Origin of the sequence: Candidatus Caldatribacterium saccharofermentans, from assembly GCF_050267035.1 — a bacterium.
GTDB classification, from domain to species: domain Bacteria; phylum Atribacterota; class Atribacteria; order Atribacterales; family Caldatribacteriaceae; genus Caldatribacterium; species Caldatribacterium saccharofermentans.
This window is the reverse complement of record NZ_CP187957.1, coordinates 1,016,065-1,032,647: the sequence shown is the minus strand read 5'-3', so window position 1 is coordinate 1,032,647 and position 16,583 is coordinate 1,016,065. Positions and strand designations below refer to the sequence as shown.

The following is a 16,583-nucleotide window of genomic DNA, read 5'->3' as shown; positions in this document are numbered from 1 at the left end:
GAGGATGGATGGAAATGGCAGCGGTGACGATTAAGGACGTGGCGAAGAGAGCAGGGGTAACCGTCACCACCGTTTCCCGGGTGCTGAACAACAGAGGATACATCAGTGAAGCCACCCGGGAAAAGGTATACCGGGCGATGAAGGAGCTCAATTACCAGCCGAACGAAATTGCCCGGTCTCTCCTGCGGAGGCGAACTAACATCCTGGGCATCATCCTTCCCACGGTCGCCCATCCCTTCTTCAGCGAACTGGCCTTCTTCATCGAGTACTACGCGTACGAGTACGGCTACAAGGTCATGCTCTGCAATTCACAGCTTGACCAGAAAAAGGAAAAAGAATACGTTGAGATGCTTCGCGCAAACCAGGTCGATGGCATCATCATGGCTAGCCACACCTTAGAAGTGGACGAATACCTGAGCCTCAAACTCCCCCTGGTCACCTTTGACCGGCAGATTGCACCGGACATCCCCTTCGTGTCCTCCGACAACTACCTGGGGGGAACTTTAGCCACCAACCTCCTCATCGACAGGGGGTGCAGGAAAATCGCCCACATCTGCGGTAACCTCCGCCTGAATATGCTGGCAAACCAGAGGAACAGGGCGTTTGTTGCCACCGCACAGGCCAGAAAGGTGGAATACGTGACCGTGGAAACGGACCTTAACGTCTTTGACATGCGCCAGTACGATACACTGGTTCTCAGGCTTTTTGAGGAACATCCCGACGTGGAGGGCATCTTCGCCGGAAGCGACGTCATCGCCGCCAGTGTCATTAAAATCTGCCACCAGCGGAAAAAGAGAATACCTGAAGACATCAAGGTCGTCGGATACGACGACGTGAGCATTGCTTCCTTCCTCACGCCTCAACTCACGACCATCCGGCAACCCATTGAGGACATGGGGAGGCTGGCGGTGGAGCTCATCCACAAACAGATCAATAAAGAAGCGGTGACGGTTGAAAACGTCCTCCCGGTGACACTGGTGGAGCGAGAGACGACGTAACTTTTGTGTCAAACGGTTAGTATAACCACCGGAGATGTTCTGCCTCTTTTTTCCTGGTTGGACCTACAGAGATCCCCGTTTTGTGTCAAACGCTTGACATAAAGACCTCCCTTATGCTATGTTTGGACCAAAGTACGCTCAAGGGGGGCGAGACCGTGAAAAAAAAGCGGTACCTCTGGTACTTCTGGGTTGTCTTGTCCTCGGCATGGTGTTCCCAGGAATTGTAGGGGCCGAAGCCAGGCACCGAATGACCGTACAGGATGTTGTCAATGCTATTATCCGGTACTCTGTCGGCGATAGGGAACTTGCAGTGAGCGACAGGCTCATCACAGGAAGCTACGACGCTGAGGCAACGGGAATCGTCGTCACCTTCATGGCTACCGTCGATGTCATCCGTACCAAGGGGGAATGCCACGGACTGGCTCAAGAACACTCCGGTGTACCTCGAGAAGAAAAAGCTCATAGAATCCCACGGGATAGCCATCTGGAGGTATCACGATTCCATGCCCATGGTACAACCCGATGGTATCTATACAGGACTCTGGAAAGAAATCGACTGGGAAAGGTACCTGGTGAGCAAGGACAACCCCTGGATTTATGAAATTCCGGAGACCACCCTGGCCGACCTGGCGAGATTCTTCAAGGAGAAACTCTCCGTAGGGGTTGTGCGCATCGTGGGGAATCCCGACATGAAAGTCTCAAGAGTCGGTATTCTCGTCGGTGGAGGCAGTCTCGGTCTTGGGAGGGAAGAAATATAAGGGTATCCTGAAAGGAGGGCAGAATGCACATTGATGCCACACTGGAGTCCTCAGGGGGCTTCTGTCCCCGGGCGCGCACGGGGGAATTCGGTCATCGCTTCGCTTTCGAAAGCGGTGGTGGAAGTCTCGGAAGGGAAACTTTTAGGGTTCATCGACCGGGGTATCTACACCTTCCGTGGGATACCATATGCCCAGGCCAGGCGCTTCATGATGCCCAAGAAAGTCAATCCCTGGAGCGGCATCCGTGACGCCACAAGGTATGGTGAGATATGCTACCAGAGCCCGGTGCGGGATAGAGTCGCACGAGACGAGTTCTTCAATCCCCACGTATACCTTGAGCAGAACGAGCACTGCCAGTTCCTGAACATCTGGACACCGGGGCTTGCGGATGGGAAAAAGCGCCCCGTCATGGTCTACCTCCACGGTGGCGCTTTCAGTGCTGGATCGTCCCTTTCCCCCCTCACCGATGGCCGAAACCTCAGCGAAAAAGGGGATGTTGTGGTCGTCTCCCTCAACCACCGCCTGAACGTCCTGGGCTTTCTTGACCTTTCTCTTTGCGGTGAGGCATACAGGTATTCGGCAAACGTGGGCATTGCTGACATCGTGGCCGCCCTGGAGTGGATACGGGAGAACATCGAGCAGTTCGGGGGCAATCCCGAGAACGTCACGCTCTTTGGGAACTCCGGTGGTGGGGCAAAAATCCTCGCCCTGGCGGCAACCCCCGCAGCACGGGGGTTGTTCCACAAGGCCGTTATTCAAAGTGGCATCGCCTTTGGTTTTGGGATGACCCTCAACGAGAAAGAGGCTGCCGAGCGGGTAGCAGCCTTGACCCTCAAAAACCTCAACCTCTCCCCAAAAGAGGTCGATAAGCTCCAGGAAGTGCCGTACCATGTACTCCTTGAGGCAGCTAACAGCGCCAAAAGGCAAGCTTCACAGGAATTGAACATACGCTATATGTGGGGGCCGGTTCTCGATGGAACGTACATCCCCGTGCACCCGGTCGCCGAGGAATTCGCCCCTCAAGCCCGGGACATCCCCATGATCATGGGGACGGTCCTCAACGAATTCACCACCATCATCACCAGCGAGGCTGTTGACCTTCTCTGCGACAACAAAGACACCTGGAGCATGGAAAAGGTTCTGGCGAAACTCGCCGAAAAATACGGCCCCAGGGCTCAGGACGCCCTTCATGCGTTCATGAAGGCCTACCCAAATAAGAAACCTGCCGATGCCTATTTCGTGGACACCGCATTTCGTCCTGCAACCTTAGAGGCGGCACGGAAAAAGGCCGCACAAAAAGGTGCCCCCGTGTACACCTACGTCTTTGCTTACGAAGCTCCGGTTATGGACGGTGTGGGTATGGCCTGGCACTGTGCAGAACTCCCCTATGTCTTCGACAACACCGACCTCGTTCCCACCGCAACCGGTGGAGGGATAGCGGCAAAAATCTTAGCACACATGGTGAGTCTGGCGTGGATTCACTTTGCGTACACCGGGGACCCCACTCATGAGTGGATCCCAAAGTGGCCGCCCTTCACCCTCAACGAGGGCGCCACGATGGTCATCGACACTCTCTGGGAGGTACGATACCACCACGACAAAGACCTTATGGACCTTGCGGTAGAACTCGGGCTCACGGAACTCCCGGATTTCGATTTCTGAGTAGAAAGGCGAGGGTGAGTGTTAGCCATGCCGGTTCCCAATAAAATCATGCTCATCACGTACGCAGACAGCATGGGCAGGAATCTCAAAGAGCTGAAATACCTTCTAAAAAAGCACTTCCGCGATGCCATCGGGGGGCTCCACATCCTGCCGTTTTTTCCCTCTTCGGCAGACCGGGGCTTTGCCCCGATCACCTATGAGAAGGTCGATGAAGCCTTCGGTACGTGGGACGATATTGAAGCGTTGAGGGAAGATTTCTACCTGATGTTCGACTTCATGATCAACCATATCTCCCGTCAGTCCATCTTCTTCCAGGATTTCCTGGCCCGGAAGGACGAATCCCCTTACGCCACGATGTTCATTCGGTACAGAGACATCTGGCCCTGTGGGGAACCCACGGTGCAGGAACTCGACATGATTTACAAGAGGAAGCCCCGACCGCCTTACGTCACCGTGGAGTTTGCCGACGGTACCACGGAGAAAATCTGGTGCACCTTCAGCGATGAACAGATTGACCTCAACGTCACCTCCGAGGTTACCCGAGCTTTTATCAAAAAGACCCTTGAATACCTTGCAAAGAAAGGCGCCTCCCTCATAAGGCTTGACGCCGTCGCCTACACCATCAAAAAGCGCGGAACAAACTGTTTCTTTGTCGAACCGGAGATATGGGAACTCCTTGAGTTCTGCCGGGAGGTGCTCGCGCCCTACGGCGTGGAAATCCTCCCGGAGGTCCACGAACATTACTCGTTCCAGCTCAAGCTCGCGGAACGGGGATACTGGGTGTACGACTTCGCTCTGCCAATGCTCGTCCTCCACACCCTTTACAGCGGCTCAACGACGCGCCTCGTCGACTGGCTGCGGATATGCCCCAGGAAACAATTCACCACCCTCGATACCCACGACGGGATTGGAGTAGTTGATGTGAAGGACCTTTTAACCGATGAGGAGATCGAGAAGACCAAAGAGTACCTGTACTCCCGGGGGGCAAACGTCAAGAGAATCTACAGCACGACGGCGTACAACAACCTGGACATTTACCAGATCAACTGCACCTACTACTCAGCCCTCGGCAACAACGACGACGCATACCTTCTGGCACGCGCCATACAGTTCTTCGCCCCTGGCATCCCTCAGGTGTACTACGTGGGGTTACTTGCGGGAGAAAACGACATTGAGCTCGTGGAGAGGACAAAGCAGGGAAGGGACATCAACCGCCACTACTACACCGTGGAAGAGGTCGAGGAAAATCTGCGCCGGCCCGCGGTCCAGAAGCTCCTTCAACTCATGCGATTCCGCAACACCTATCCGGCGTTTTCGGGGGACTTCGCTATCCAGGAAACAAACAGCGAGCACCTTTTGGTCCTTCGGTGGAAGAAGGACGAGTACGAAGCCACGCTGGAGGCGAATGCGCAAACGTTTAACTTCACGGTCACCTATAGCGACCCCTCAAGGGGGACAAAAGAGAAGTTATTTTAAAAGGTTCCTGTATGTCAAACGGTTGACATACGGGGAAGAGAAAACTATAATACCACCAGAAAAACCCTTCTATAAAGGAGGAGGAGAAAGGTGAGGAAACTTGCGTTCTTTCTGATTGCCGCACTGGTGTTCTCCGCAGCCATATCAGTTACCGCCAGCGCCAAGGTGAACATCACATTCCTGAACTCCAAAGGAGAGATCCAGGCACAGCTTGAGGAAATCGCTGCCCTCTACAGCGAAATCGCCAAAGACGTGACGGTCGAAGTGATTCCCTGCCCGGTTGGCCAGTCGCCCTTTGAGAAGGTCGTCTCCATGTACGCTTCAGGAAACGCGCCGACCATCGCCATGGTGGATGCCGGTGATGTCAAGAAATTCCAGGACAAGGCCCTGAACCTCACCGGTGAACGATGGGTGCAGGACGCCATTCCTGGAAGCCTGGACATGGCAACCCTTGAAGATGGAACCGTCGTCGGCTTCCCCTTTGCCGTCGAGGGATACGGGCTCATCTACAACAAAAAGGTCCTGGACAAAGCGTTGGGAAAGAGCTTCGATCCTTCTTCAATACGCACAAGGAAAGACCTCCAAGCACTCTTTGAAGAGCTCAAGAACGCCGGTGTCGCACCGCTTGTCATATCCCCCCTTGACTGGTCCCTGGGAGCGCATTTCTTCGCGATAGCCTATGCCGCCCAGTCGCCGGATCCCAAACAGGTCGATGCATTCCTCAAGGACTTGCGGGCCGGAAAGGTGGATCTCCAGCAGAACAGCATCGTGAATGGTCTCCTTGATACCTTCGACGTTATGAGAGCGTACAACATCGACAAAGACGACCCGCTCTCCGGAACGTATGACCGAGGCTCGTATCTTCTGGGCACTGGAGAGGTTGCCATGTGGTTCATGGGCAACTGGGCCTGGCCACAGCTTAGCGAACTCGACCCTGAAGGCGAGTACGGCTTCCTGCCCGTTCCTATCAGCGACAATCCCGATGATTACGGGAACTCCCAGATCCCCGTGGGTGCCACCAAATTCCTGATTCTTGACAGAGAACAGAGCTCTGAAGCAGAACAACAGGCGGCCAAAGACTTCCTGAACTGGCTGGTGTACGACGCAAAGGGCCAGGACATGCTGGTCAACAAACTCAGCATCATCCCGGCTTTCAAGAACATTACCCTCGAGCCAAGGGACCCTCTGGCTAAGTCAATCCTCCAGTACGTCAGGGCAGGGAAAACGCTTCAGTTCGTCCTTGACCTCCCGGCGGACCACTGGCGTATGGTGGGTGCTTTCATGCAAAAGTACCTGGGCAATGCCATAAGCCGGGACGAACTCCTTGACGAGATTGAAAACTACTGGAAAAATGTGAAATAGCACCCTGGGAGAGCACCCGGAAGGAAAGCTTTCCTTCCGGGTGCCTCGGAGTGTGCCAAGAAAATGGTTTCAGAGAAAACCCCTTTCGGAAAGGTTGGAACGTATCTTCTGTTTGCTGGACCCACCACCTTTGCGTTCTTCACCGTGGTCATTCTCCCATTTCTCTTTGGCGTCTACCTCACCCTGACGAACTGGGATGGTCTGTCAGCAACGTACCTCTTTGTGGGCCTCAAGAACTACCGGATGGTCTTCGAGGACAGGGCGTTCTGGACATCTTTTGGCCTCACCCTCAGGTACGTGGCGTACACTGTCGTCCTCACGAACGTCATCGCCTTCACCCTTGCGTACCTTCTGACCAGCGGGATTCGAGGACAGAACTTCCTGCGGGCCGGCTTTTTCGTCCCGAATCTCATAGGAGGCATTGTTCTGGGCCTCATATGGCGTTTTGTCTTCTCCAACGTCCTGGTCTACGTTGGGAAACGATTCGGATGGGAGCTCTTCCTTCGCTCCTGGCTTGCCCATCCAGACAAGGCATTCTGGGCACTTGTCATCGTCAGCGTGTGGCAATCCTCCGGGTACATGATGGTCATCTATATCGCCGGGCTCATGGGCATCCCGAAAGACCTCGTTGAGGCAGCCACCATTGAGGGAGCCACAGGTCTCCAGAGACTGCGGTACGTCATCCTCCCCCTTTTAACCCCCTTCACCACCGTCTGCGTCTTCCTCTCCCTCCAGCGAGGCTTCATCGTTTATGACCTGAACAAGGCCCTGACCGAGGGAGGCCCTTACAAGAGCACAGAACTCGTGGCCATGCACGTCTATGAAAAGGCGTTCTTGGCGCAGCAGTATGAAATCGGCCAGTCTGAGGCGTTTTTCCTCTTTGCGATGATCGTCGGTGTCACCCTTGCCCAGGTGTACCTTGGGAAGCGATTAGAGGTCGAACAGTGATGGCGCAACGGCAAAGGTACCGGGAAGGGATTCTTGAGGCGCTCAGGCTCTCTTTCCTGTACTTTCTCCTTGTACTCTACCTCATTCCTTTCTTCCTCGTTTTCGTCAACGCCTTCAAAGACCGCAGCCAGATTATCGCCAACCCATTCCGCCTCCCTTCAGCTTTCCACCTGGCCAACTTCATCGAAGCCTTCAAGAAGATGAACTACCCCTATGCCTTCTGGAACTCTCTGGTCATCACCGTCCTGAGTACCGCCCTCATTGTCTTTTTCTCTTCCATGACTGCCTATCTCTTCGCGAGGCTTCCCTGGAAATTCAACAGGTTCATGTTCTTCCTCATGGTTGCCTCCATGCTCATCCCCTTCCAGGCCATCATGATTCCCCTGGTGAAGATATACGGGTCTTTTGGACTCCTCAACAACCGCTGGACCCTTATGTACATGTACCTTGGCTTTGGGTGCTCCTTTGCGGTCTTTCTGTACCACGGCGCCATCAAGAGCATTCCCCTCGAGTTAGAGGAGGCAGCCATGATCGACGGATGCTCGAGGTTCCAGGCATTTTTTAAAATCGTCTTCCCCCTTCTGAAACCTACAACCACAACAGTGGCCATCCTCGACGTTTTGTGGATCTGGAACGACTTTCTCCTGCCGTCTCTCGTCCTCATTTCCCCCAGAAACAGAACCCTCCCCCTCTCCACGTACTACTTCTACGGGACCTACACCTCAGAATACGGACTCCTCCTTGCATCGCTTATCCTGAGCATCACCCCGGTCATCATCTTCTACCTTTTCATGCAAAGGCACATCATCAGGGGAATACTCCAGGGCTCCATAAAGTAGCTTCCTGACCCTGCGCAGAGAAGGTTGGATGCCCGCTTGCTGGGGACGCCTTTCCCCGGCCAGGTCCTGGACCCATCCCACAACGTTCAATCCAGAGCCTGATGGCCCTTGACACCGGGAGAGCTTTCCCCTATAATGCTACTAAAGCGATAATATTTATAGATTTTGGGGGGATAGACGATTCGACTCTCAACCCGTTCCCGATATGGACTCCGGCTCATGATAGAGCTTGCCCTCTCTTACGACGAGGGGGGATTTGTGTTCCTTCGGGATATTGCGAAGAGAGAAGAAATCTCCGAAAAATACCTGGGGCAACTCATCATTCCTCTGCGCTCTGCAGGTCTCATCTCTTCCAAGCGAGGGGCAGAGGGAGGGTACCAGCTTGCCCGACCTCCAGAGGCCATCACAGTCCTCGAGATCGTGGAGGCCCTGGAGGGGAAGGTCGTCATTGTGGATTGCCTGCGAGACGAGGCCATCTGCCATCGGGCTTCGTCCTGCGCCGCCCGGGAGGTTTGGAAGAAGCTCCAGGAGACCATTGTCAGGACTCTTGGAGGGGTAACCCTTGCCGAAGTCGTGCGCATTGCCCGGGAGAAGTCGCAACTCCCTGACTACTCCATATGACAGGAGGCACTATGAAGGCCGTTGGTCTTGTTTCTGGAGGACTCGATAGCTCCATCGCGGTGGCCCTCATCCGATCCCAGGGGATTGAGGTCGTGGCGCTCCACTTCACAAGTCCTTTCTTCGGCAGAAAGGCTTTCCTCGAAGGGGTCATGAAGCGGCTGGGGGCAGAGCTCCGGGAAGTCCAGGTAGGTGAGGAATACCTTGAGATTGTCCGAAATCCTCGCTTTGGCTACGGGAAAAACCTTAACCCCTGCATTGACTGTAAAATCTTCATGCTCCGAAAGGCAAAGGCCATCATGGAGGAAGAAGGAGCGAAGTTCGTCTTCACCGGCGAGGTCGTCGGGCAACGTCCCAAATCCCAGATGCGAGATACCCTCAGGCTCATCGAGAAAGAAAGCGGGCTTTCGGGGCTTTTGCTCCGGCCGCTTTCAGCAAAGCTCCTCCCTCCGACCATCCCGGAACTCGAGGGGTGGGTCAGGCGAGAAGATCTCCTCGGCATTGCCGGAAGGGGGCGAAAGGCGCAGTTTGAGCTGGCAGAGCGCTTCGGAATTGAGGAGTACACGAGTCCTGCCGGAGGGTGCCTGCTCACCGACCCTATCTTCTCGAAGCGCCTGAAAGACCTCCTGGACCACGATGCGTTCACCCTCGAAAACGTCGAGCTTCTGAAGCTCGGGAGGCATTTCCGGTTCACCCCCTGGTACAAACTCGTCGTGGGGAGGAACGAAGGTGAGAACCGGGCGCTGCTTCGCCTTGCCCGGGAGGGAGACTTCCTTTTCTTCCCCCAGGGCGGGAAAGGACCCCTGGGCCTTGGAAGAGGAATGGCAGGACCCGAAGATATCGAACGCTCCGCCCAGGTCATTGCCTTCTACACGAAAAACGGTGCGGAGAAAACGGCAGTTATCGTCCGGGACTTCTCTGGAACCTCCAGGGTCCTCGAGGTCCCGAAGTGTCAGGAAAACGTCCTCGAGTCACTACGCATCCCAAAGGGGTGAGAACATGGTGGGAATGGGAACCTCGTGCGGTGTCCACAGTGTGGAGCAATCTCCTGGGACGGAGAGGACCTTCTTCTGCTCTGTCCTTTTTGTGGTGAAGTGTTCGTTGCCTCTTTGAACGACGAGAGGGGGGAGGACCCGTGCGCATTGCCCAGAACATCACCGAACTCATCGGCAACACTCCCCTTGTGTACCTGAGTAAACTCGCCCAGGGACTTCCGGGAAAGGTTGCGGCAAAGCTCGAATTCTTCAACCCCTGCGGGAGCGTCAAAGACCGGATTGCCGTCTCGATGATCGAGGAGGCTGAGCGGCAGGGGCTTCTTGGCCCAGACTCCACCATCATCGAGCCCACAAGCGGCAACACCGGTATTGGCCTTGCTTTCGTCTGCGCCCAGCGGGGGTACCGTCTCATCCTCACCATGCCCGAAAGCGTCTCCGTGGAACGGCGGAAGATTCTCACCCGGTTCGGCGCCGAAGTGGTTCTCACCCCCCAGGAAGAGGGCATGAGGGGTGCGGTGCGGAAGGCGGAAGAACTCCTTGCCCAGATCCCGAACTCCTTCATGCCCCAGCAGTTCAAAAATCCTGCAAACCCAAAAATCCACCGGGAAACCACAGCAGAGGAAATCTGGCGGGATACTGATGGGACCATCGATATCTTCGTCGCCGGAGTGGGGACCGGGGGAACCATCACCGGGGTAGCAGAGGTGCTCAAACCTCGCAAACCATCCCTCCGGGTGGTGGCCGTTGAACCGGCCCGCTCGCCAGTGCTTTCTGGGGGTCAGCCCGGACAGCACAAAATCCAGGGGATTGGAGCAGGATTCGTCCCCGATGTTCTGCGCCTTGAGCTTGTGGACGAAATCATCCGGGTTGAGGACGACGCTGCCTTTGCCACCGCCGAACGCCTGGCAAAAGAGGAGGGTATTCTCGCCGGGATTTCCTCAGGAGCCGCTGCCTGGGCGGCGCTTGAGGTAGCGAAAAGACCGGAGAACAGAGACAAACTCATCGTTGTGGTTCTCCCGGACACTGGAGAACGGTATCTCTCAATATGGTGAAGACGGCCGCCTTCACAAAGTTCGAGAGGCTGAAGGACATTCTGGCCCCCCTGCAGGAGGTCGTCGTGGCCTACTCAGGGGGTGTGGACTCGACGTTCCTCTTGTGGGCGAGCTTTCAGGTTCTTGGTCCGAAAGCACGGGGAGTCCTCATCGACACGCCCCTCGTCCCTCCCTACAAAAAAGAGGAGGCGCTGGAAACCTCCCGTACCCTGGGACTCCCCGTGGAGGTGCTCTCCGTAGATATCTGGCAGGAAGAGGGTATCCTCGCCAACGGTCAAAGACGCTGTTACTTCTGCAAGAAATTCCTCTTCTCAAAACTCAAAGCCGCTGCCGGGAAGATCCCGGTGTGCGATGGGACCAATGCTGACGAAACGCGGGAATTCCGCCCGGGCCTTCTGGCCAAAGAGGAACTCGGCGTTCGTTCACCCCTTTATGAGGCCGGGCTCACGAAAAGGGAAATCCGCGAGCTCTCTGCGGCCTTCAACCTCCCCACGGCCTGGAAACCCTCGTACTCGTGCCTGGCCACACGCATTCCCTCTGGAACGCGTCTTGTGCCGGAGCTCCTTGAGCGTGTCGGGGAACTCGAGAGGTCTCTTGAGGAGCTCGGGTTTTCGGGACTCCGGGCCCGCCACCACGGGGACATCGTCCGTCTGGAATTCGAGGAGCAGGATTTCCCCAGGGTCCTTGACCCCGGAATACGGAAGGCAATTCTTGCGCTCTGTAAAAAGGCGGGATACCGCTTTGCGACCCTTGACCTTGCCGGATACCAGAAAGGGAGTATGGATGGAGGATGAAGCAGCGTGTGCTTGTGGCGATGAGCGGAGGAGTGGACTCTTCCGTGGCCTGCTTGCTTTTGAAAGAGGCGGGCTTTGAGGTCATCGGGGTCACGATGTGCCTTGGGGAAGAGGGAGGAGAAGCTCGATGCTGTGGCGCCCGGGCTGTAGAGGACGCAAGGGCCGTGTGCCACCTGCTCGGTGTGCCCCACTTTGTCCTGGATTTTTCTCAGGATATGGAGGACATCATTATCGCAAACTTTATCGCCGAGTACCGCCGGGGCCGTACCCCCAATCCCTGTGTTCTCTGCAACCGCCACCTGAAGTTCGGTAGGCTTCTTGAGTATGCCAGAGCTCTGGGGTGCGATTTCCTCGCTACCGGCCACTACGCCCTTCTTGAGAAGAAGGACGGGAGGTACGTTATCCGCCGGCCCAAAGACCGCAAAAAGGACCAGACGTACTTTCTCTCCGCCATCCCCAAAGAGGCACTCCCTTTCCTCCTTTTCCCCCTCGGACACTACACCAAGGAAGAAGTCCGGGAAATTGCCCGGAAAGCGGCCCTCCCCGTCGCAGAGAAACCCCAGAGCCAGGACCTCTGTTTCATTCCTGGGGGGAACTACCGGGAGTTCCTTTTGCGCCACCTGGGGGAAGAACGGCCAGGGAATATCGTTACAAGAGACGGAAAGGTCCTCGGCCAGCACCGGGGAATCTTCCATTACACCATTGGGCAGCGAAGGGGCCTTGGGATTCGTGCCCCCTATCCCCTCTACGTCATCGCCATCAACCCGGAGCGGAATGAAATCGTCGTGGGTCGCCGGGAAGAGCTCTTGAGCTTCGGGCTTGTGGTAAAATCTTTCAACTGGCTGGTTGACGAACCCCCCAGAAAGGCCCTGGTCCAGGTCCGCTACCAGCAAAAGCCCCAGCCGTGTTTTGTAGAAACTGGTGAACACGGTGCCGTGACCATCGTCTTCGAGCAACCCCTGGAGATGGTGACGCCCGGACAGGTTGCTGTCCTCTACGAGGGAGATGTCCTCCTTGGGGGAGGTCCTATTGAGGAGGTCTGGCATGAAAAGCGTTCAGGAACGCATCAGGGAACTGAAAGAGAAGAAGAATGCCGTTATTCTCGCCCACAACTACCAGCTTCCTGAAGTGCAGGAAGTGGCAGACTTTGTGGGCGACTCTCTGGGTTTGAGCATTGCGGCTCAGAAAACCTCTGCCGACATCATCGTTTTCTGCGGGGTCTACTTCATGGCAGAAACAGCCAAAATCCTTTCGCCCCACAAAAAGGTGCTCATCCCCGACCCTGAGGCGGGATGCCCCATGGCCGATATGCTGCCCCTTGAGGAACTCCGGAAACTCAGGGCCAGGTACCCTCAGGCCAGGGTCCTCTGCTACGTCAACACCCACGCTGTGGTGAAGTCTGAATGCGACCTTGTGTGCACCTCGGCAAACGCCCCACAGGTGGTGGAGCGGGGGTTTGCCCCCGGCGAGGACATCATTTTTGTTCCTGACCAGTACCTGGCACAGTACGTGGCTGCAAAACTCCAGAGAACGTTCATTCTCTTTCCCGGCTACTGCCCGGTGCACGTGGCCATCACCGAAAACCACATCCTTGAGGCCAAAGCGCAGCACCCCGAGGCCCTGGTCCTTGCCCATCCTGAGTGCCGTCCGGAAGTCCTGCGCCACGCCGACCAGGTCCTCTCCACAGAAGGCATGTGCCGGTACGTCAAAACCTCACCCCATCGGGAGTTCATTGTCGCTACAGAAGTCGGCATCATCCCCCGCATGGAAAAAGAAAACCCTGGAAAACGATTCTTCCCCGCCTTTTCAGGTGCCATCTGCGAGAACATGAAAAGAACCACACTCGAGAAGGTTCTCGTCTCGCTTGAAGAGGAGATTCACGAGGTTACCCTCCCTCAAGAGGTCATCGAAAAGGCACGAAGAGCCATTGAGCGGATGCTTGAGCTCTCGCGATGAACCGCTCTCGTTTTCGGCATCCCTGCCTTTGGCACCACAGTGGCCGGCTTCTGGGGACGCCGTTTCCAGAACCTTCTGACTGCCAGGTTTCAAGGAAGCACAAGGGTCTGGCAGCAATAGACCAAAGAAGGGGCGCGTTCGGGTCCCCAGAGGATTAGATCGAGAGGAACCCGCGATGGTGCAGGGCAACGAGGTCGAACGAGCGATTGGGAAACGACGAGCACAAAGCAAAACGCCGGCGTTCCAGGAAAGTGTCGTCGACCTCCGGTAGTGCAAAAACCCCTGGAGGTCGACGACACTTTACGAAATCTCCCTGAACCTCTTGACAGAGAGGAAGAGTTGTGATTTCATTGACATAAGGCGTACCTTGACAGGTGAAGATGGTCTTTTCAGAAATCCTTATTTTAAGCCCACAAAACGGGTTTGTAGCCTACCTATGAGGGATTGAAACGATATTGAGCGCACACACAAAACGTTTGTCGCAAGGTTTGTAGCCTACCTATGAGGGATTGAAACCGGCAAAAGAGCGAGCCAAGTGGCAAGGACTGAAAGGTTTGTAGCCTACCTATGAGGGATTGAAACCAAAACTTGAGGGAGGTGGGAGAATGGAACTGAAGTTGTTTGTAGCCTACCTATGAGGGATTGAAACAGTACTACCAGACACCGGACGAGTTCTTCCACAATCGGTTTGTAGCCTACCTATGAGGGATTGAAACCTGGTACTCCTGGAGGACTCTGGCCAAGGCATCAGGGTTTGTAGCCTACCTATGAGGGATTGAAACGATTTTGACGGATAGACGATAAGTGTTCGCATCTTTTGTTTGTAGCCTACCTATGAGGGATTGAAACATCCCTCCCTTCTCGAAAAGCTTCCAGAGCTTGTCCGTTTGTAGCCTACCTATGAGGGATTGAAACCTGTAGTGTTCAATGAGGTAGCACTGGCCGAGCTTGTGTTTGTAGCCTACCTATGAGGGATTGAAACATTCTTCTAAAAGCTTCTTCTCTTCCTCGGTTTTCTCGTTTGTAGCCTACCTATGAGGGATTGAAACCATATCTTTCGGGATTCCTTCGATTGCCCTAACAACGTTTGTAGCCTACCTATGAGGGATTGAAACTCATCCAACATCCCTGTGGTAGTCAAGAGAAAACCCCGGGACGAATCCCGGGGTTTTCTCTCAAACAGGCCTGCAAAAGGTGAACTCACCCTGTTTTCCCCTCGCCAGGTCCAGCGGGCTTTCCCATCCCGCAGCGCTAAAACGCGACGTTCCCGGTGGATGTTTAGAACGACATCGGTAGGTGTTTCTATGCAGAAAGCCGTGAAATCTCAGTTGCCTGGAAGTTCGAACACAATGCATGTATTTCTGCCCGAAACGTTTCCAGGGATGTAGGAGCATTCTGAAAAGCGAGAAAAAAAGAGGGTAATAAAGCCCATTCCTTCTAAGGACATGGCACTCTCAAAGAAAAAGACCAAAAATTTCCACCACCCCCTAAAGTTTTCCTGACCCTTACCGATATAAAAGGACGAGGGAATGAAAGGGCAAACTCTCCGAAAGGGGAGGGCGCAAAGCCACAGGCCTACAGCGCGAAAGCGCTATGGCGGCTGGGCTGCCAAGTCCCTGGCGCGTCTTCCTCCCTCGGAGAGGAGTACAAGGGGGTGTGAGGACGTGCGGAAGAACACAGCGTTGCTCCTGCTTTCTGGAGTCCTTCTCCTTGCGCTTTTTATTGCGGGGTGTTCTACTGTCTCCTTTGAGGGGAAACTCCCCTCGTCGTTCTCCGCACAGACTGGGGGAAAATTCATTGAATACTCGTCAGAGCGAATCCTCCTTGACGTTCCTTTCCTACCTCAGGTTCCCCCTGGCAACTGGTCAAGCACCCGAAACTGCGGCGTGGCTTCAGCAGTGATGATTGCCGCCTATTACCTTGGCACCACACCCTCTCCCGAGGACATCAAGGAAGCAGACGACTGGCTCAATGCTCGCTTTGGTCTTCCCATCAACGGATATAACGGTGACTACACCAACGTCTTCCAGATTCGGGCATACCTCGAAAGCCGGGGAGTGCCGACCCGAATTGGCATGGGGAATCTGGAGGTGCTTCGAGGGCTTCTCCAGGCGGGAAAACCGGTGCTTGTTGCTGTCTTCGCCGACATGAACCCGCAGAGCTCAAGACATGCCATGGTGGCTGTAGGAATGGATAGCTTCTCCATCTACGTCCACGACCCCGGAAAACCGAGTGGGGCTTACAACAGTTACCCCATTGGGCAATTCCTCTCTGCCTGGGAGAAGCAGGGGAACTGGTACGTGACCATAGAGTAGCTCAGAGGATTTCCCGGAGGTATTCCTCGAGTTCCTCCGGGGAGAGCTCGCGCCGCTCTTCCCGGACGATGTTCCCCTGGCGATTGAAGAAGACGTTATGGGGAACCCAGGAGACGTTGTAGCGCTGTACTATCTTCGTCTCCGGAGTATCGATGGCCACAGGGTAGGTGAGGTTATGCTCTGCTACAAAGCTCCGGAGCGCTTCTTCGGTACTTCCTCCGATGTAACCCACCCCAAGGACCACAAGCCCCCGGTTTCTGTATTTCTCGTACGCCGCCTCAAGGCGGGGAGCCTCGCTGTGGCAGTGGCCGCAGGAGGGCGTGAAAAAGACAAGGAGCACTGGTTGCCCGAGGTACGATGAAAGCCGCACCGTTCCCCCGGAAAGGAGCGGCAGAGTGAAATCTTTCACCTGCATATCCACAGGTGTTCCCGAAAGGAGGTATCCGGCAAAGAGGGCGAAAACCACACATCCTGCACCAACCACAAGGATGAGCAAGAGCACAGGTTTCTTCATGGCGTTTCCTCCCTGGATACTGTAACGGTATCCCCCGCAATGGCCTCGGCAAGGGCGAGGAGCTCGAGAACCCGGGGGTCCTTGAGGGAGATGCGCTTTGCCGGACCCTGAATTTCCTCCTCAATAATCCCCGCCATTCGGAGCAACTTCACATGGCGCGAGAGGTTCGTCTTGTCAATAGGCAACATGCGCTCTATCTCACACTGGCAGAGCGGCTGTTCCGCAACCATCTTGACGATGGCTATACGCCATCGACAGGAGAGAACCTTGAAAAGCTCTTCGACCCGCATAACGCT

16 protein-coding genes, 1 CRISPR repeat array and 1 riboswitch are annotated in these 16,583 nt (G+C 55.3%); of the genes, 14 read left to right on the top strand and 2 right to left on the bottom strand.

What is annotated here, in order from left to right; genetic code table 11:
- Positions 1 to 8 precede the first annotated feature (8 nt).
- The 14 genes from ACPT9Q_RS05255 to ACPT9Q_RS05190 all read left to right on the top strand — a co-directional run bounded on the left by ACPT9Q_RS05255 (position 9) and on the right by ACPT9Q_RS05190 (position 15,773).
- A complete protein-coding gene (locus tag ACPT9Q_RS05255) occupies positions 9 to 998 on the top strand; it encodes a substrate-binding domain-containing protein (RefSeq protein WP_017874100.1) in 990 nt (329 codons plus the stop codon).
- A gap of 386 nt (positions 999 to 1,384) precedes the next feature.
- Positions 1,385 to 1,756 carry a Nif3-like dinuclear metal center hexameric protein gene (locus ACPT9Q_RS05250; protein WP_427366603.1) on the top strand — a complete coding sequence of 124 codons (372 nt, stop codon included), beginning with the start codon at positions 1,385 to 1,387 and terminating at the stop codon, positions 1,754 to 1,756.
- A 33-nt stretch (positions 1,757 to 1,789) separates the two neighbouring features.
- Positions 1,790 to 3,418 (top strand): carboxylesterase/lipase family protein, encoded by a 1,629-nt coding sequence (locus ACPT9Q_RS05245; protein WP_427366602.1) that lies wholly within the window; start codon positions 1,790 to 1,792, stop codon positions 3,416 to 3,418.
- Between the two features lie 27 nt (positions 3,419 to 3,445).
- Positions 3,446 to 4,894, top strand: coding sequence for a sucrose phosphorylase (gene gtfA / locus ACPT9Q_RS05240; RefSeq protein WP_427366601.1), 1,449 nt, complete (start codon positions 3,446 to 3,448; stop codon positions 4,892 to 4,894).
- A gap of 90 nt (positions 4,895 to 4,984) precedes the next feature.
- Positions 4,985 to 6,256, top strand: a complete 1,272-nt coding sequence (locus tag ACPT9Q_RS05235; protein WP_017873407.1) for an extracellular solute-binding protein — start codon at positions 4,985 to 4,987, stop codon at positions 6,254 to 6,256.
- 63 nt (positions 6,257 to 6,319) lie between these two features.
- Positions 6,320 to 7,204 carry a carbohydrate ABC transporter permease gene (locus ACPT9Q_RS05230; protein WP_427366600.1) on the top strand — a complete coding sequence of 295 codons (885 nt, stop codon included), beginning with the start codon at positions 6,320 to 6,322 and terminating at the stop codon, positions 7,202 to 7,204.
- Positions 7,204 to 8,043: a carbohydrate ABC transporter permease gene (locus ACPT9Q_RS05225; protein WP_427366599.1), complete on the top strand. Its 840-nt coding sequence runs from the start codon at positions 7,204 to 7,206 to the stop codon at positions 8,041 to 8,043. The genes ACPT9Q_RS05230 and ACPT9Q_RS05225 overlap by 1 nt, the downstream gene beginning before the upstream one ends.
- A gap of 219 nt (positions 8,044 to 8,262) precedes the next feature.
- Positions 8,263 to 8,664 (top strand): Rrf2 family transcriptional regulator, encoded by a 402-nt coding sequence (locus ACPT9Q_RS05220; RefSeq protein ID WP_017873404.1) that lies wholly within the window; start codon positions 8,263 to 8,265, stop codon positions 8,662 to 8,664.
- A gap of 11 nt (positions 8,665 to 8,675) precedes the next feature.
- Entirely contained in the window at positions 8,676 to 9,656 is a 981-nt protein-coding gene (locus tag ACPT9Q_RS05215; protein ID WP_427366598.1) for a hypothetical protein, read from the top strand.
- 140 nt (positions 9,657 to 9,796) lie between these two features.
- On the top strand, positions 9,797 to 10,708 hold the full coding sequence (cysK, locus tag ACPT9Q_RS05210) for a cysteine synthase A (protein ID WP_427366597.1): 912 nt from the start codon (positions 9,797 to 9,799) through the stop codon (positions 10,706 to 10,708).
- Positions 10,702 to 11,502: an ATP-dependent sacrificial sulfur transferase LarE gene (gene larE / locus ACPT9Q_RS05205; protein WP_427366596.1), complete on the top strand. Its 801-nt coding sequence runs from the start codon at positions 10,702 to 10,704 to the stop codon at positions 11,500 to 11,502. Before cysK ends, larE begins: the two co-directional genes overlap by 7 nt.
- Positions 11,499 to 12,629, top strand: coding sequence for a tRNA 2-thiouridine(34) synthase MnmA (mnmA, locus tag ACPT9Q_RS05200; protein WP_427366594.1), 1,131 nt, complete (start codon positions 11,499 to 11,501; stop codon positions 12,627 to 12,629). Before larE ends, mnmA begins: the two co-directional genes overlap by 4 nt.
- Positions 12,547 to 13,458 carry a quinolinate synthase NadA gene (gene nadA, locus ACPT9Q_RS05195; protein WP_427366593.1) on the top strand — a complete coding sequence of 304 codons (912 nt, stop codon included), beginning with the start codon at positions 12,547 to 12,549 and terminating at the stop codon, positions 13,456 to 13,458. Before mnmA ends, nadA begins: the two co-directional genes overlap by 83 nt.
- Positions 13,459 to 13,879: 421 nt before the next feature.
- A CRISPR array of direct repeats spans positions 13,880 to 14,573; the repeat unit is 30 nt; unit sequence GTTTGTAGCCTACCTATGAGGGATTGAAAC.
- Between the two features lie 411 nt (positions 14,574 to 14,984).
- Positions 14,985 to 15,071: riboswitch (cyclic di-GMP riboswitch) on the top strand.
- A 51-nt stretch (positions 15,072 to 15,122) separates the two neighbouring features.
- A complete protein-coding gene (locus ACPT9Q_RS05190; RefSeq protein WP_427366592.1) occupies positions 15,123 to 15,773 on the top strand; it encodes a C39 family peptidase in 651 nt (216 codons plus the stop codon).
- A 1-nt stretch (position 15,774) separates the two neighbouring features.
- On the opposite strand, the gene ACPT9Q_RS05185 is transcribed toward ACPT9Q_RS05190, so the two are convergent.
- Together ACPT9Q_RS05185 and ACPT9Q_RS05180 are read right to left on the bottom strand one after the other, a co-directional pair.
- Positions 15,775 to 16,287 (bottom strand): peroxiredoxin family protein, encoded by a 513-nt coding sequence (locus tag ACPT9Q_RS05185; RefSeq protein ID WP_427366591.1) that lies wholly within the window; start codon positions 16,285 to 16,287, stop codon positions 15,775 to 15,777.
- A complete protein-coding gene (locus ACPT9Q_RS05180; protein ID WP_427366590.1) occupies positions 16,284 to 16,577 on the bottom strand; it encodes an ArsR/SmtB family transcription factor in 294 nt (97 codons plus the stop codon). Before ACPT9Q_RS05180 ends, ACPT9Q_RS05185 begins: the two co-directional genes overlap by 4 nt.
- Positions 16,578 to 16,583: the final 6 nt, after the last annotated feature.

What these genes read in the sequence shown, in the direction of transcription:
- ACPT9Q_RS05220 (WP_017873404.1), top strand. Translation starts at nt 8,263, where the DNA reads ATGATAGAGCTTGCCCTCTCTTACGACGAGGGGGGATTTGTGTTCCTT.
- nadA (WP_427366593.1), top strand. Translation starts at nt 12,547, where the DNA reads ATGAAAAGCGTTCAGGAACGCATCAGGGAACTGAAAGAGAAGAAGAAT.
- ACPT9Q_RS05215 (WP_427366598.1), top strand. Translation starts at nt 8,676, where the DNA reads ATGAAGGCCGTTGGTCTTGTTTCTGGAGGACTCGATAGCTCCATCGCG.
- ACPT9Q_RS05230 (WP_427366600.1), top strand. Translation starts at nt 6,320, where the DNA reads ATGGTTTCAGAGAAAACCCCTTTCGGAAAGGTTGGAACGTATCTTCTG.
- larE (WP_427366596.1), top strand. Translation starts at nt 10,702, where the DNA reads ATGGTGAAGACGGCCGCCTTCACAAAGTTCGAGAGGCTGAAGGACATT.
- ACPT9Q_RS05180 (WP_427366590.1), bottom strand. Translation starts at nt 16,577, where the DNA reads ATGCGGGTCGAAGAGCTTTTCAAGGTTCTCTCCTGTCGATGGCGTATA.
- mnmA (WP_427366594.1), top strand. Translation starts at nt 11,499, where the DNA reads ATGAAGCAGCGTGTGCTTGTGGCGATGAGCGGAGGAGTGGACTCTTCC.
- ACPT9Q_RS05245 (WP_427366602.1), top strand. Translation starts at nt 1,790, where the DNA reads ATGCCACACTGGAGTCCTCAGGGGGCTTCTGTCCCCGGGCGCGCACGG.
- ACPT9Q_RS05185 (WP_427366591.1), bottom strand. Translation starts at nt 16,287, where the DNA reads ATGAAGAAACCTGTGCTCTTGCTCATCCTTGTGGTTGGTGCAGGATGT.
- gtfA (WP_427366601.1), top strand. Translation starts at nt 3,446, where the DNA reads ATGCCGGTTCCCAATAAAATCATGCTCATCACGTACGCAGACAGCATG.
- ACPT9Q_RS05255 (WP_017874100.1), top strand. Translation starts at nt 9, where the DNA reads ATGGAAATGGCAGCGGTGACGATTAAGGACGTGGCGAAGAGAGCAGGG.
- ACPT9Q_RS05225 (WP_427366599.1), top strand. Translation starts at nt 7,204, where the DNA reads ATGGCGCAACGGCAAAGGTACCGGGAAGGGATTCTTGAGGCGCTCAGG.
- ACPT9Q_RS05250 (WP_427366603.1), top strand. Translation starts at nt 1,385, where the DNA reads ATGTCATCCGTACCAAGGGGGAATGCCACGGACTGGCTCAAGAACACT.